General features: G+C 69.8%; 15 protein-coding genes. 3 read left to right on the top strand and 12 right to left on the bottom strand.

Annotation, left to right across the window (positions count from 1 at the left end; all coding sequences use genetic code 11):
* Positions 1-43: 43 nt before the first annotated feature.
* Both OG219_RS28175 and OG219_RS28170 read right to left on the bottom strand, forming a co-directional pair.
* A complete protein-coding gene (locus OG219_RS28175) occupies positions 44-826 on the bottom strand; it encodes an A24 family peptidase (protein ID WP_266831045.1) in 783 nt (260 codons plus the stop codon).
* Positions 823-3822 (bottom strand): BTAD domain-containing putative transcriptional regulator, encoded by a 3000-nt coding sequence (locus tag OG219_RS28170; protein ID WP_266831044.1) that lies wholly within the window; start codon positions 3820-3822, stop codon positions 823-825. The genes OG219_RS28175 and OG219_RS28170 overlap by 4 nt, the downstream gene beginning before the upstream one ends.
* Before the next feature lie 322 nt (positions 3823-4144).
* Here OG219_RS28170 and OG219_RS28165 point away from each other — a divergent pair, with 322 nt between their 5' ends.
* The 3 genes from OG219_RS28165 to OG219_RS28155 all read left to right on the top strand — a co-directional run bounded on the left by OG219_RS28165 (position 4145) and on the right by OG219_RS28155 (position 6251).
* Positions 4145-4798, top strand: a complete 654-nt coding sequence (locus OG219_RS28165) for a hypothetical protein (RefSeq protein WP_266831043.1) — start codon at positions 4145-4147, stop codon at positions 4796-4798.
* Entirely contained in the window at positions 4795-5850 is a 1056-nt protein-coding gene (locus OG219_RS28160) for a hypothetical protein (protein ID WP_266831042.1), read from the top strand. Before OG219_RS28165 ends, OG219_RS28160 begins: the two co-directional genes overlap by 4 nt.
* 74 nt (positions 5851-5924) lie before the next feature.
* On the top strand, positions 5925-6251 hold the full coding sequence (locus OG219_RS28155; RefSeq protein ID WP_266831041.1) for a hypothetical protein: 327 nt from the start codon (positions 5925-5927) through the stop codon (positions 6249-6251).
* 30 nt (positions 6252-6281) lie between these two features.
* Here the strand turns inward: OG219_RS28155 and OG219_RS28150 are convergent, their stop codons facing one another.
* The 10 genes from OG219_RS28150 to OG219_RS28105 form a co-directional block, all read right to left on the bottom strand.
* Entirely contained in the window at positions 6282-6749 is a 468-nt protein-coding gene (locus tag OG219_RS28150; protein WP_266831040.1) for a TadE/TadG family type IV pilus assembly protein, read from the bottom strand.
* Complete coding sequence (locus tag OG219_RS28145; RefSeq protein ID WP_266831039.1) at positions 6746-7183, bottom strand: TadE/TadG family type IV pilus assembly protein; 438 nt, start codon at positions 7181-7183, stop codon at positions 6746-6748. Before OG219_RS28145 ends, OG219_RS28150 begins: the two co-directional genes overlap by 4 nt.
* On the bottom strand, positions 7180-7644 hold the full coding sequence (locus OG219_RS28140; RefSeq protein WP_266831038.1) for a TadE family protein: 465 nt from the start codon (positions 7642-7644) through the stop codon (positions 7180-7182). The genes OG219_RS28145 and OG219_RS28140 overlap by 4 nt, the downstream gene beginning before the upstream one ends.
* A 39-nt stretch (positions 7645-7683) precedes the next feature.
* Entirely contained in the window at positions 7684-7935 is a 252-nt protein-coding gene (locus OG219_RS28135) for a hypothetical protein (RefSeq protein WP_266456433.1), read from the bottom strand.
* Between the two features lie 47 nt (positions 7936-7982).
* Positions 7983-8912, bottom strand: a complete 930-nt coding sequence (locus OG219_RS28130) for a type II secretion system F family protein (RefSeq protein ID WP_266831037.1) — start codon at positions 8910-8912, stop codon at positions 7983-7985.
* On the bottom strand, positions 8909-9892 hold the full coding sequence (locus tag OG219_RS28125; protein ID WP_266836258.1) for a type II secretion system F family protein: 984 nt from the start codon (positions 9890-9892) through the stop codon (positions 8909-8911). Before OG219_RS28125 ends, OG219_RS28130 begins: the two co-directional genes overlap by 4 nt.
* A gap of 50 nt (positions 9893-9942) precedes the next feature.
* Positions 9943-11256 (bottom strand): CpaF family protein, encoded by a 1314-nt coding sequence (locus tag OG219_RS28120; protein WP_266831036.1) that lies wholly within the window; start codon positions 11254-11256, stop codon positions 9943-9945.
* Positions 11253-12116 carry a hypothetical protein gene (locus tag OG219_RS28115; protein WP_266831034.1) on the bottom strand — a complete coding sequence of 288 codons (864 nt, stop codon included), beginning with the start codon at positions 12114-12116 and terminating at the stop codon, positions 11253-11255. Before OG219_RS28115 ends, OG219_RS28120 begins: the two co-directional genes overlap by 4 nt.
* Before the next feature lie 20 nt (positions 12117-12136).
* Entirely contained in the window at positions 12137-12841 is a 705-nt protein-coding gene (locus OG219_RS28110) for a hypothetical protein (RefSeq protein WP_266831032.1), read from the bottom strand.
* Between the two features lie 473 nt (positions 12842-13314).
* Entirely contained in the window at positions 13315-13701 is a 387-nt protein-coding gene (locus OG219_RS28105) for a hypothetical protein (protein WP_266831030.1), read from the bottom strand.
* Between the last annotated feature and the right edge of the window lie 132 nt (positions 13702-13833).

Raw genomic sequence — 13833 nt, 5'->3', positions numbered from 1 at the left:
ACGGACCACGCCAGCCTACGCCAGCCGTCCGACAGGCCCGACGTCAGGCCGCGTACGCCCCGACCAGCAGCCCGGCGTACGCCCCCGCGATCAGAAACGGCCCGAACGGGATCGACGACTTCCGCCCGGCGCGCCGCGCCACCACAAGACCCGCCCCGTACAGCGCCCCGAGCAGGAACCCGGCGAAGGTCCCCAGGAACACCACGCTCCACCCGTACCAGCCGAGCACCGCCCCGAGCCCGAGCGCGAGCTTCACGTCCCCGAACCCCATCCCGTTCGGGTTGATGAGGAACAGCACGAAGTACCCGCCCCCGAGCGCGAGCGCCCCGAACAGCGCGGTCAGCCAGTCCCCCGCGTGCTCGGGAACGGCCGCGGCCACCCCCAGCAGCCCCAGGGCCACCGCGGCGAGCGACAGCGTCAGCACGTCCGGCAGCCGCTGCACCTTGAAGTCCACCACCGCGAGCAGCACCCCGAGGGGCGCGAGGAGCAGCCAGACACCGATTTCGGGGCGGGTGCCGGTGGCGAGAGCGAGGACGGCACAGAGGAGGGCGGTGGCCAGGGAGACGAGGGGGGTGCTTGGGCCGTACGAGGGCCCACTCGCCGAGGCTGCCCCGGTGCTGCCGGGCGCCGTCCCCGCCGTACAGCCGCCGCATCTCGCGAGACCGAGCCAGCCTCTCGCGGGACCCGTGATCGGGTGCCCGGCGGGGCAGGTGTCCCGCCATGGCTCGTCCGGGGCGACCGCGAAGCGGTACGCGGCTCGGGGTACCAGCAGGCCCGCCGTCGCGCCCCACAGGGCGGCGACGGCGGTCAGCAGCAGGTCGTTCATCCCACCGCTGCCACGCCGGTGCGCCAGGTCGGCAGCAGTTCGTCGAGGAGCGCCTCGGTACGAGGCGGCACCCCGCGTGCGCCGCTGCGGGAGACGAGGTCGGCGGCGAGGCGCTTGAGGCGGTCGGTGTCGCCCGTCGCGTGTGTCGCGCGCAGCAGCTCGTTCCAGAGCCGCTCGTCGGCGGGGGCGGAGTTCAGGGAGGCGTTGAGGGCCTCGATGGCCTTCTCCGCGCGCCCCTTCTCCAGGTGGAACGCGGAGAGCGCGAGCCCGATGTCCGCGACGAGCAGCGGGAGTTGGGCGTCGATGATCTCGTGGGTGAGCCAGCCGTACCGGCCCTGCGGACGGTCGGCGAGCAGCGGACCGCGTACCAGCACGAGCGCGTCCGTGAGCAGACGCCCGCGCACCGCACGGCTGTTGACGCCCTGCCCCTGGGTCGCCTCGTGGTACAGCGACCGCAGCACATCCAGATCGGAGACGACCGACTTGGCGAGCGTGAGCCGCCCGCTCGCGTCGGTGCCGAGCCGGGGCGTGCCGTCCGGGTCGCCGCCCAGCCAGTTCCGCAGCCGCTCGACGAGCGCGTCACGCACGTCGTCGGTGACCCCGCGCGGCCACAGCGCGGAGGACAGCACCCGCGGGTGCACACCCTCGCGGTGCAGAAGCAGCAGCGCCAACGCCTCGTGCATCAGCGGGCTGCGCTCACCGTCGGGCGTCTCGAGACCGATGATCTCGTACGGGCCCACGAGCCGCGCGTACACGGCCGGCCGCCCCTGCTCGCTGATGTCGACGAGGAACGGCGGCGTCGCCGTGTTGGTGCTCGCCCGCTCGGGGTCCGCCTCGACGAACAGCTCGACAACCGCCTGCTGCAGGTCCAACGGCAGTGTCTGCGCGTCGAGTTCGAGCCCGAGCAGCGGAGCGAGCAGCTTGCCCTCGCCGGTGATCTCCATCTCCCAGGCGGCGCCCGGCAGGTCACCGCTCTCGGTGCCGACGAGGTATCCGATGCCCAACCGGCTCGCGTCGGCGGCGAGTTCGGCGAGCTTGACCGCGTCCTCGCCCTGCGGCTCGGCCGCGAGCAGCACCAGGTGCGGGGCCCAACGGGTGTGCTGGGCCGGGCCCGTACGCCCGGTGAGGACGGAGTCGTGTCCGGCGGCGCCCAGCGCACCTCGCCGCTGCCGGGTCTCCGCCTCCATGGTCTCCACCAGCGCCTCGATGTCGTCGAGGTGACGCAGCCGGTTGGGCGCGAGCGGCGTGAGGTCCTGCCCGAACCCGACCAGCGTGATCGTCATGCGGTCGGACCAGCCGTTGGTGGCCAACTCGGCGGCGACGGAGGCGAAGACACCGGCGCGGTCGCGCTCGCTGCCGCTCAGGGACACGATGCCCGGGACGGATTCGAGGTTGAGCAGCAGCCGGGAGTCGTCCATGGTCCCGAGGCTGACGAGGCCGGGGTAGGGAGCGGCGGTGTCGACATCCTCGTACCGCTCCGCGTCCGTCCGCGCCAGCATCCAGAACGTCTGGTCCTGGCCGAGCTGCCACGGCGCGGGCGGCTTCCCTGCCGGCTGGGCGAGCTGGAGGTGCAGATCGCCGTTGCCGCTGAGCCAGGCCGCGTAGACGGTCGGCAGCGGCCGCGACTCGGCGGCGAGTGCCGCCGCGAGCCCGCGCAGCGACAGGTCGAGCAGCCGTACGCCTTCGGGGTCGGCCCCCACGAGCAGCGCGTCCTGCGCGTCCGCGGCGTTCCCGGTCGGGGTCGGCGGCTCCATACCGCGCCGCCCGCCGACGGCACCGAGCGCCGACTGCCAGAGCGCCTGACGGCGTCGGCGCCCGAGAGCGCCGAGCAGCCCCGCGGCCAACAAGGGTGCGCCGACGAGGGCTTCGGGCAGCCCGAAGGAGAAGGAGCTGCCGCTCTCCGAGCTTTCCGGAGTCGCCTGCTCCTGCTGGTGGTTGCTCCGGTCGGTGTCGGGCCGCTGCTGGGGCACGCTGATGTGTGCGGTGTCCCGGTCGCCGGCGCCCGCGCCCTGCTGACCGCCTTGCTGACCGCCTTGCTGACCGCCGCTGCCCTGCTGCTGGTCCCCGGTCTTGGCGTACTCGTGGATCTGCCGCTGGACCTGCTCCGAGGCCTTGGGCGCCTCGTCGGGCATCTCGACGAGGTCGCCGCCGCGGGCGTCGGCGGGCATCTCGAGGATCCAGCCGGGCCGGATCAGGCTGGCTTCCGACAGCTTCGAACCGTCGGGCTGCGTACGGTCCTTGTTGAGCTGGTAGATCTCCTTGTACCGGCGCCCGTCGCCGAGGTGGCGCTCGGCGACCTCCCACAGCGAGTCGTGGTGACGCCCCTCGGGCGGCTGGATCCGGTAGTACTTGGTGGCGCCTTCCTCGGCCGTAGCGCTTCCGCCCCCGCTTTCGGCGTGCGACGCGGCGTTGGCGGCCTGCTCGGCGATGGCGGCGGCCGCGTTCGAGGCGGCCTGCTCCTGCTGCTGCCCGAACAGCCCGCCCGGCGTCTGCTGAGCGGCGGCGACGGTCCCCCGCTGGTTCCCCTCCATGCTGTGCCCGAGCTGCGAGAGCCCCGGCGTGAAGCTGGCCGCGGTGGCGCCCACGAGCAGCAGCGCGGCGACGAGCTGCCGCGCCAGCAACTGGCTGGGGCCGGCGCCCGGGACCCGGTTCGGCATCCCCACGCCCGACAGCGCGGCCTTCACCTCGACGAGCACACAGGCGGTGAACTGGGCCCAGGCGAACCACACGAGGACGGTCAGCACGTTGATGAACGTGTCGACCGTGATCTCCTGCTGCAGCCAGTCCAGCGTCGGAGCCCCGCTCGGCAGCGGCCACCCGATCTGCGTGGCCAGCGCACCGGGCACCCCGACGAGCAGCACGACCAGAGCGAGGAACGCCCCGAACGCCTTCAGGAAGTCCCCGAACGTCCGACGACGCCGGGGCAGGGGCTGCGGCGTCCGATTCCTCGGACCCGGCGGGCTTCCCGTGGAGCTTGAGGTGGTGCGTCGGGCCATGTCGGGTGTCCTGGGGTCGTGTGTGGAGTGGTGGGAGAAGGGGGGTGTGCTGAGCCTACTGAGAGTCTAAGGAGGGTGTCGAAGGTCAAACAGTGGGCACCGGCCACCACCGCGCCCGGTTCCTCACCTTCCGCCCCCTAAGCCTGAGTTGCCCACCCTGCCGCCACCCCCGCGACACCTGGGCGCCACGAACATTCGCAGTCGTCACGTCACACTTCTCACAGTCCCCACACAATCCCCCGTTGCCGCCCCGATCACCTCTACTCGCTCTTGATAGCTTCGTTCTCTGTCGCACACAGCCGAACACTGGGGGAGCAGGCCCGTGGCCCGTCGCACCATGACCACCACCGCCGTTGCGTTCACCGCGAGCGCGGCACTGCTGCTCACCGCTTGCGGCGGGAGCGAGGACTCGTCCTCGGACGACATCAAGGGGGCGGACACGGGGTCGAGCAGTCCGTCGGCCTCGGCGTCCGCATCGGCGGCGTCCGGCGCCGAGCGCCCCGACATCACGCTGCCGAGCAGCTTCAAGCTGACGTTCGAGGACTGGACGAGCAGCGATCCCAACGAGCAGGCAATTCTTGACGACGCCCGGGAGCAACTCCGCGCAGGGTACGCGGCGATCATCGCGAAGGAGCCCGAGGGTGGTGCCGCCCTCGCCTTCTACGACACCGAATCCGGCCTTTCCCAGGACCGGCAGTGGATCAAGTCCTACACGGACAAGGACCTCACGGTGTTCGGCGATCTGCCCGCCTTCGACCCCAAGGTCACATTGGGGTCGAACAAGACCAGCGCGTCTCTCAACTACTGCACCGACGAGAGCAAGGCGTACTCAAGGAACCGCGAGACCGGCAAGGTCGCGGGAAATCCCGCGGGTACCGACCCCGAGGTCTTCTACATCGTCTCGCTGGCCAAGAACGCGCAGGGGATCTGGCAGAACGTGTCGACCCGCTCGGAGAGGGGCGCCTGCTCGCGATGAACAGCCTTCACGGATGGCCGTCTTGCGCAGTCGCCTCACTCATCGCGATCACTCTCGCGTCGACACCGGCCCACGCCATCGGAGACGGCGACGCCAACGGATCGGTCGATGACCGGGGAAACATCGCCGCCTCCGCCTCCAACCACTCCCGGATCAAGGTCACGAAGGTGAGTGGCCCCACCGGCGGAAAGCAGGGCACCCTCTCGTCCACGAACGTGAACTGGAAGCCGCCGCCCTGCTGGTACGAGCCCGTCTTCACGCCCGCACAGCTGAAGACCTTCTCGGAAACCGTCGCCGACGGTGACGTGAGCCTGCGGCAGGGTTGGGAGGGAAGGAGCCTGTGGACGGACCACTTCCAGGACGAGCAGGACGCCCCCAACTACTTCGGCACGCCGTCGACCGCGACGGGCTACAGGAACTACAACCTCGGCAAGGACGGCTACTTCTGGCGCGGAGTCTCTTCGGACGTCACCACCGTCGAGGACACGTCGCTGTGCAGTCGGCTGATGTTCTGGCAGGACGCCGGAGAGATCCCCGACGTGCCGAACGCCCCCACGCCGAAGACCCTCGCCGAGTACGCCTACGACAAGGTCGCGGTCCCCGCGACCGAGGTCGAGCTGAAGCCCACCACCAAGTCCACAGTGAACCTGCCCACTTGGGCCTGGCTGGACAAGGGCACGTTCAGCGAGGTCAAGGTCCGTGCGGAACTCCCGGACACGGGCCTGTGGGCGGAGACGACCGCCAAGCCTGTCGCCCTCCACCTGGAGCCTGGCACGGGCGACGCGACCACCTACCCCGCCTCCGGCGACTGCGAGATCAACGACGACGGCAGCATCGGAACCCCGTACACCGCGGGCGACGCGGGCAAGACTCCGCCATGCGGGATCACCTACCTCCGTGCCACGAACGGCGAGCCGTACCACCTGACAGCCTCGATCACCTGGCAGATCACCTGGACCGGTTCCGACGGCACCGGCGGCAACCTCCCCAACGGCACCTTCGAGACGACCCAGGACATGAACGTCCAGGAGATCCAGTCGGTCAACCGCTGACCGGGCGACTGTTCACAGGCGGTGTGTGTGCCACGTACATTCCTGTCTGACGACGACACTTGGGGGGACCCGCCATGGGCAACGGCAAGAGCGACCTCGCGCTCCCGCTGAGTGAGCTGGAGGAGTACGGCGGGCGGCTCCGCTCCATCAAGACCCGCATGAACCGCACCAAGAAGCTCTTCGAGTCCTACAAGGACGACCTCGGCGACAACACCGTCTACGACGCCCTCGACGACTTCGAGTCCGGCTGGGAGGACGGCCGCGAGGACATCACCCAGGCCCTCGACGCCCTGGCCGACATGTCCGACGCCGTCGTCCGCGAGTTCAAGAAACTCGACGACCAGCTCGCCAAGGACGTCAAGGACGGCATGAAGACCGAGGAAAAGAGCGGCGGCCAGTAGGGAGAACGAGGGCTCCTGCCACCGGCAGGGTCAGCCCACCTCGTTCTCCGCGACCGCCTGTCCATGGACGACCACGTCGCCGTCGTAGAACATCCCGGTGAAGACCGGGGAGTAGGTGAGCTGGACCTCGACCTCGACCTGGTCGGCGTTGGCGGCGACGCAGTGGGTTGCCGCTATGTCCGCGCCGGACATGCCCATTTCGGCGGCGAAGGCCTTTACGCGGGCGCCGCAGTTCGCGAAGTTGATGGGGGCTGGACCGTTCTCGTTCTCGTACAGGTCCTCGACGTCGATGTCCTGGGCGGCGTACCGCGCGGCCTGTTCCGCTATGTCGGCGGCGCGTTCGCGCTTGGAGATGGACATGCCGCCGTCGATGACGAAGGCCGAGAGGGAGAGGAAGACGAGCGCGAAGATGATGACCGCGCCGGCGCCCGAACCCCGGTCGTCCAGCAGTTCTCGCCGGGCGTCGAACCAGTTCCGTACAGCCGGAGGGAGTTTCACGCCGTCCTCCGGAACGGGTCGAGCGGCGAGCTGAAGCTGGATGTCAGCGTCGTCGGGATGTCGAGGCCGAGCATCGCCAGGCCTCGCACCTCGCAGCTCACCTCGACGGTGAAGATGGTGTCGGGCTCGAAGCCCGTGCTGGTCTGGGTCACCGTCACCGGGCCCGAGCAGACGTCATCGAGATCCGCCTCCGCCGCCTTCTTCGCCTCGGCCATGGCCGTGGCGTGGTCCTTCTGGATCGAACCGGCGCGCGCGGCATCCCGCGCGGCGCCGTCCAACGCTCCGCGCCCGTCGACCAGTTGGCCGAAGGCCACCAGGACGAGGATGAAGAGGATCATCACCGGGGCGAGGATCACCACCTCGATCGTGGACAGCCCCCGGTCGCGGCCGGCGGCCACCCGCGCGCGTACGAAGGAGACGAGAGCGGACCTCATGGGTTCTCCCCCTCCTGTACGAACCTCTCCACCGGCCCCGAGGACTGCGCATGCACCGTCAGGTCGAACCCGGGGAACACCGTGGGCACCTTCGCCGTGATCTCCACCCCGACCGTGTTCGGCTCCGGCTGGAGCATCGTCACGTCCGGGGACAGCACGAGCTGCGGGCCGAGCTGCTGGATGTAGCTGTCGACGACGTCGCGGGCCTCGCCGCGCCAGGCGCCGGGCTGCTCGTCGGCCGTGGCACGGGCCTTGCGCGCGCCCGCCTGGGCCGCCGCCTGGGCCACGTGATCCGCGAAGAAGTACAGCGCGAACTGCACCGTCGCGAAGATCATGAAGAACAGCACCGGCGTGAGCAGCACGAACTCGATCGCGGTCATGCCGGAGTCACCGCGGGAGGAGGCGGCACCTCTGGCGGCCTCCACCCGGCGGCGGACCCAGCGACGTACGCGCACCAGCAACCCCGTAGTCGTAGAAGAAATAAGGTCAGCGGTCGGACGTCAGCAGGTGCTGCCCGCGTCCGCGCCCTTGATGCAGTCGCCGACCTTGTTGGCGCCCTCGCTCAGCGCGGCGTTGATGATCGCGGCGACCACGCCGACGATCGCCACGACGACGGCGGAGATGATGACCCACTCCACCGCGGACGCACCCCGGTCGAGTTCGCCGGAGCGGGCACGCTGCACCCGGCCCTGGAGGAAGGTGATCAGGAAGTCCACCCCCGGGATCCCGGTGCTGAAGTTCCGTCCGTTCATGGTGAGTTGTCCTCTCGATTTCAAGCGGCAGGGAATGGGAATGGACGTCAGACCTGGAACACGCGCATCGCGGCCGGGAAGATCAGGAAGACCAGGAACCCGGCACACAGCAGCAGTTGAGCCACGAGCATCGACTGCGACTTCTCGCCCGCGCTGCCCTCGATGTCGGAGAGTTCGCGGTGCCGCATCGTCTCGGCGCGTGAGGCCAGCGAGTCACGCACCTTCGCGCCGTCGTCCGCGACCAGCGCCAGCGAGGCGGACAGATCCTTCAGCTCCTCGACGCCCAGCTCCTCGCCGAGCGAGCCGAGGGCCTGCCACTGGCTGATGCCGGTGATCCTGGCGTCGGCCAGTGCGCTGCGGATACGCCGCGTCGCCCAGCCGTCGGAGATCTCGGCGGCGGCCATCAGCGCCTCGGGAAGACCCCGGCCGCCGGCCAGGCTCATCGACACCAGGTCCAGATACGCGCCGATCACGCGCCGCAGGTCACGCCGCTTGTCGGCCGCATCCCGCCGTACTTCCAGATCCGGCAGGAAGAAGAAGACGACGGCGAAGAGCAGGGCCAGCCAGACCGGGATGATCGGGCTGCGGCTGAACCCGATCGTCCAGACGACGGCGAAGATGAGCGGGCCGAAGAAGACTCCCCCGGCGGCGAGCAGCACCTTCGTCGCGAGGAAGTTCTCCCAACTCCGTTCCAGGACGGCCAGGTCGGCACGGAGCGAGCGCTGTTCCCAGCCCTGCTGCATGTAGAACTCGGATACGCGGGCGCCCACTTGGGCCCGTACGCTGCCGAGCCGCCCGGCGTCGCCCTTGTCGCCGCCGTGGTGTGCGGACTCGTACGCCGCTCCCCGCGCCCGCATCGCGTCGATGCGGGCGACCTGGGCGACCGCGCTGCGCTTGGACGGCATGAGGGCGCGTACGAGGGCGAAGATGCCCAGGCCCAGGACGGCACCGATCACGATCGGCATGGTCAGGTTCATCGCCGTACCCCCTCGTCCGGAAGGGACTGAGCAGCGGACTGGGCCGTGGGCTGACCGGCGGGCTGGCCAGAGGTCTGGGCAGGCGTACGCGGACGTACGAACTGCACGGACGCCTCGTCCCGCACCAGGAACCGGTCCGGAGTCTCGATCGTCGACAGCTTGCGCAGCCACCAGAAGCCGAGCGCGAACAGGCCGCAGACGCAGGCGAGTACGACCTGCCCGACCGCCGTGCCGTACGGCTCGACGAAGTCACGGTTGAAGATGGAGAGACCGAGTACGAAGGCGATCGACACGGCGACGACGATCTGCACCGAACGACGGGTCGACGCGCGCTGCGCCATCACCCGCTGTCGCATGTCGACCTCTTCGCGCGCCGACTTGGCGAGCGCGCCCAGGACTTGGCGCAGACCCGGTCCGCGCAGCTTCGCGTTGAGGATGAGCGCGGCGACGATGATGTCGGCGGACGCGTCGTCGATCTCGTCGGCGAGGTGCTGCAGGGCTTCGGGAAGCGGTGTACGGGAGCGAAGGCGGTCGACCATCGCTTCCAGGTGCGGCCGCAGTACGGGTGCCGCCGCGCGCGCCGCGGACGGAATCGCCTGCTCCAGGCCGACCGCGCCCGCGATCGTGTCGCGCAGTGACTCGGTCCAGGAGGCGAGGGCCTCCACGCGGCGCATGGCGGCCTTCTCCTCCCCCGCGCCACCGAAGAGCTTGTCCCAGAAGAAGACGAGGACGGCGGCCGCGATTCCGGCGACTGCCCAGCGGGTGAGGAGGAGGACGACAAGGCCGGCGATGGCGGCGATCGAACCGCGCTGTCCGGCGAACCGGATCAACTCGCTCGCCCGCTCGCTCGCCTTCTGCTTCTCGTGCTCGGGCTTGACGGGAAGTCCGCGTACGGCGACGGCGAACAGCGCGAGGCCGCCGCCGACGGCGATCCCGGACACGAGCGCGTACAGGACGGTCGTCGAGAACAGCCCGCCCATGGAACCGAGCGAGTCGAGCGCGGCAAGAGTCCTCGTGTTCTGGGTCATGGTCATCCCCAACTCCCGCTGCCCGGAAGCCGATAGCCCTGCGCGATGAGGTCGTCGAGGCACGCTATGGGCGCGTGCGGGACGATCCGGCCGTCCGGGGCCTCGGCGAACACCTCGCTGGACAGCACGCGTCCGTCGACGCCGTTGACCTCGCGGACGGAGGTGACCATGCGCTGGAGGCGGCCCCCGGTCTCGTAGTCGTTGCGGCGCTGGATGAAGACGACGAAGTTCACCGCGCCCGCGATGAGCATCTGGCTGGCCTCGATCGGCAGCCCTTCCTTGGCCTGGAGGGCGTACGTGGAGATGCGGTTGAAGACCTCGCTGGAGCTGTTCGCGTGGATCGTGGACAGCGAACCGTCGTTGCCCTGCGACATCGCGTTGAGCATCGTCACGATCTCGTCGCCGAGGACCTCACCGACGATGACGCGGGAGGGGTTCATACGCAGCGACCGACGCACCAACTCGGCCATGGAGATGGTGCCTTGGCCCTCCGAGTTGGGGAGGCGCTCTTCGAAGGCCACCACGTTCGGGTGGAGGTCGGCGAAGGTGTCGAGGCCGAGTTCCAGGGCGCGTTCGACGGTGATGAGGCGCTCGTGCGGCGGGATCTCGTTGGCGAGGGCGCGCAGCAGCGTCGTCTTTCCGGCGTTCGTGGCGCCCGCGATCATGATGTTCTTGCGCGCGCGGACCGCGCAGGCGAGGAAGTGCGCGACCTCGGGCGAGATCGTCCCGTTGCCGACCAGGTCGGACACGAACACCTTGCCCATGCGCGCGCGACGGATGGACAGCGCGGGCCGACGCGTCACGTCCATGACGGCGGACAGTCGCGAACCGTCCGGAAGCCGCAGGTCGAGCTGGGGGTTGGCCGAGTCGAAGGGCCGCGAGGAGAGACCGGAGTACGCACCGAGGATCTGGATGAGCTCGACCAGCTCGTCGTCGCTCTCGGCGACGGGCTCCCCTTTCTCCTCCCGCCCGTCCGCGTAGCCGACGAAGACCTGGTCGTACCCGTTGATGTCGATGTTCTCGACCTCGGGGTTGTCGAGCAGCGGCTGCAGGCGGCCGACGCCGAAGAGCGCGGCGTGCACGGCGGCCGCGTACTGCTCCTCGGTCTCGGCGTCGAGAGGGGTGCGGCCGAGGTTGATCTCGGTGCGCGCGTAGTCCTCGAGTATCTGGGCGATCACGGCGCGCGCGTAGTGCCGTTCGTCCTCGTTGGACATCGGCGTGACACCGCGGACCTGGTCCTCGCGGCGCTGTTCGGAGATACGGTCACCGGCGTCCTGCCGGAACCGCTTGACCAGCTGGTGGTCCACCGCGGTCATCGGCCGGCTCCGGCGGCGGGCTGTCCGTGAGGTCCGGGGACCTGGCCGTGCGCGGGTACGGCCCAGGCGGCGCCGTACTGCTGGTACAGGTCCGCGGTGACCTTGCGGGCGGAGCGGATGAGCAGCGACTTGTCGAGCCGCCCGCGCTTGCGCCCGGCCAACTGGTCGGCCCCAGCCGGGTCGTCGGCCAGCGTGCCCACGACCCGCGCACCGGTCTGCGCCGCTACGAGCATGTCGTTGACCTGGTGGACGAGCTTGGCGGAGTCGCTCGGATCGGCGATCAGGATGACCCCGATGAGGGGGTTGGCGAGGGTGGCCCCGCCGCGGTGGCCGCCGTGCAGCTTGGCGGAGAGGGCGGCGGCCCGGTCCCGGACACGCGCGATGGCCTCCGGCTCCGTGCGCGAGAGCAGCAGTACGAGGGCGGCGTGCGGGAAGAGTTCGACGGCGGGGGTGTCCCCGCTGATCCGGCCGCAGTCGGCGATGACGTCGGCGGGCGCGTGCGGGGAGTCGGCGAGCTGCGCGAAGGCACGGCCCAGCGTGGGCCACAGCCCGGCGAGCCCGGCGGCCTGCTCGGCGACACCGAGCCCGACGAGGACTTCGAGCCCACCGCTCAACGGCTGCACGTGGTCCCAGAGTTGATCCGGTACGAGGCCGCGGCGGGCCGTCGCCGCTATCGACAGCATGCCGGTGTTGGGGTTGAGCGGCCCGCCGTGCGCGGCGGCACTGCGGTAGACGAGGTCGCCGCCGGCGGGGTCCGTCTCGGCGAGCAGGACCCGGCGGGGCCAGACGGCCGACAGGGCCACCGCGGCGGTGGTGACGCCGGGGGAACCCTTGTCGGCGGCGAGGGCGATGAGCGCCATGTCTCTTAACTCACTCGCCTTTAGTTGCCGGGGATGAGAACGAGGGCGACTTCGCCGGCGGTGGCCGCCTGAGCGACGGCGGCGGCGTCGGCGCTGTCCACGGTGAGGGTTACCGGGAGGTTGGTGCTGCTGATGGTGCTGTCCGACGCGGTCTTGACGAAGGTGACCTTCGCCTGGTCGACGAGCAGCGTGTCACTCGTGCCCGTCGTGCCCGACGAGCTGTCGGTAGTGCCGCTGTCACCGACGCGGTAGACGGCCACGGTGTCGCCCGCCTTGAGGCCGGCGGGGTACTGGCCTTCCTTGAGGGCGAGGCCTACGGAGGCTTTGCCGGCGGCGATGGACTGGCCGTCGGTGAACATGTCGCCGATGACGACCGTGCCGCCGTAGATCGTGGACTTGGCCTTGAGCTTCTTGAGGGCGCCCACCTGCGTCCACGGGATGTAGTGGATGTCGGCGTCCTCGGCGACCAACACGGACGTCACGTTGCTACCTACGGACTGCCCGGCCTGGATATCGCCCGTCACCTGGACGACCTCGATCCGGTCCCCAGCACGCAGCACGAGCATCGTCGCGCCCAGCGCGCCAACAAGGATCAGAAGCACCGCGAGAGCGGCCAGCGCGGGTTTGCGCTCGCGAGGCGGCGCGGGAAGGCGCTCGCCCATCGCCGGCTGAACCGGCGCCGCAGAACGGTGGTTGCCCGCCCCCGTACGCTCTTGGATCTTCACGCAACCGCTCCCCGTACACCCAAGGTGATTTCTACCAATTTCCGCGCCAACTGGGACACTCCACCCCGGTCCGCCCTAGCCGGACGTACCGCCCGACCTGGCCAAATAGCCAGCGCTGAAGCGAGTGTCAAGCCATGGCACCGTATCAGCCGCACATAAGCCCCTCAAGGCGCGTTACGACTCGCGGACCTCAGGGAGCTCGACGTTATACAGCTGCAATGAGGGGTGGTGGGCGCCTTGTTGAGCATGGGGATCCGGGAGGCGTAGATACTGTGCGGCAGCGAATTCGCTGCCGTGCTGCCGCGCGGGGATCGTTACGGGGTGTGCACGAGGCCTGCACGAACTGCTCACGGGCGGGTCGGCGGGGCGGAGTGATCTTTCAGCCATGGGGGTGAGGGTGCCTGGAAACGGCTCGCTTCACCTACCGCAGGGCGTCCGGAGACGGGCCAAAGACCGCTTGCCATGAACAGGCTTCAGAAACCCCAGGGATTGGGATGCGGCGTGAGAGACGGATCCTCCGACCAGACCAGGCGGGCTTCGAGGTCGTCTCCGAGCAGTTCGGCCAGGCGGTCCACCGCCCAGCCGTTCCAGTAGACGCCCCCGCGGTACTCCGGTACGCGGAACGCGGGCAGCTCGGCGGGGAGCGCGTCCGGGAGGAAGACCGCCTTGGTGATCTCGCCGGTCGTCTTCTTCGGTTTGGATGACCGGCGCGCGTCCAGGCAGTCGACGAGCGGCTCTACGAGATACAGGAAGTACTCGTCGGATTCGGAGGATTCGTTTCCTTCGATGACGACCGGCACAAGGCGGCCCGCCGCCGGCAGTTCGTCCGCCAGCGCATCGGCAACACTTCGGCCGAGCACGGGAGCGCCCGGATATCCGCACGGGAACTCACCCTTCCGCCACCGCGGATTTCCGTCCCAGGAGCCGCTGAAGGACGTTGGAAGATCCGACTCGGATCCGCTGATCTGCCAACGGATGAGTTTCCTCAGGGA

Source organism: Streptomyces sp. NBC_00038, assembly GCF_026343635.1.
Taxonomy (GTDB): Bacteria; Actinomycetota; Actinomycetes; order Streptomycetales; family Streptomycetaceae; genus Streptomyces.
Note: the sequence above shows the minus strand (reverse complement) of the source record. Positions and strands in the feature narration are given on the sequence as shown.

Excerpts from the sequence above, each read along its gene's own strand:
- OG219_RS28175 (WP_266831045.1), bottom strand. The coding sequence starts at position 826 with ATGAACGACCTGCTGCTGACCGCCGTCGCCGCCCTGTGGGGCGCGACG.
- OG219_RS28170 (WP_266831044.1), bottom strand. The coding sequence starts at position 3,822 with ATGGCCCGACGCACCACCTCAAGCTCCACGGGAAGCCCGCCGGGTCCG.
- OG219_RS28160 (WP_266831042.1), top strand. The coding sequence starts at position 4,795 with ATGAACAGCCTTCACGGATGGCCGTCTTGCGCAGTCGCCTCACTCATC.
- OG219_RS28155 (WP_266831041.1), top strand. The coding sequence starts at position 5,925 with ATGGGCAACGGCAAGAGCGACCTCGCGCTCCCGCTGAGTGAGCTGGAG.
- OG219_RS28145 (WP_266831039.1), bottom strand. The coding sequence starts at position 7,183 with ATGAGGTCCGCTCTCGTCTCCTTCGTACGCGCGCGGGTGGCCGCCGGC.
- OG219_RS28135 (WP_266456433.1), bottom strand. The coding sequence starts at position 7,935 with ATGAACGGACGGAACTTCAGCACCGGGATCCCGGGGGTGGACTTCCTG.
- OG219_RS28130 (WP_266831037.1), bottom strand. The coding sequence starts at position 8,912 with ATGAACCTGACCATGCCGATCGTGATCGGTGCCGTCCTGGGCCTGGGC.
- OG219_RS28125 (WP_266836258.1), bottom strand. The coding sequence starts at position 9,892 with ATGGGCGGGCTGTTCTCGACGACCGTCCTGTACGCGCTCGTGTCCGGG.
- OG219_RS28120 (WP_266831036.1), bottom strand. The coding sequence starts at position 11,256 with ATGACCGCGGTGGACCACCAGCTGGTCAAGCGGTTCCGGCAGGACGCC.
- OG219_RS28115 (WP_266831034.1), bottom strand. The coding sequence starts at position 12,116 with ATGGCGCTCATCGCCCTCGCCGCCGACAAGGGTTCCCCCGGCGTCACC.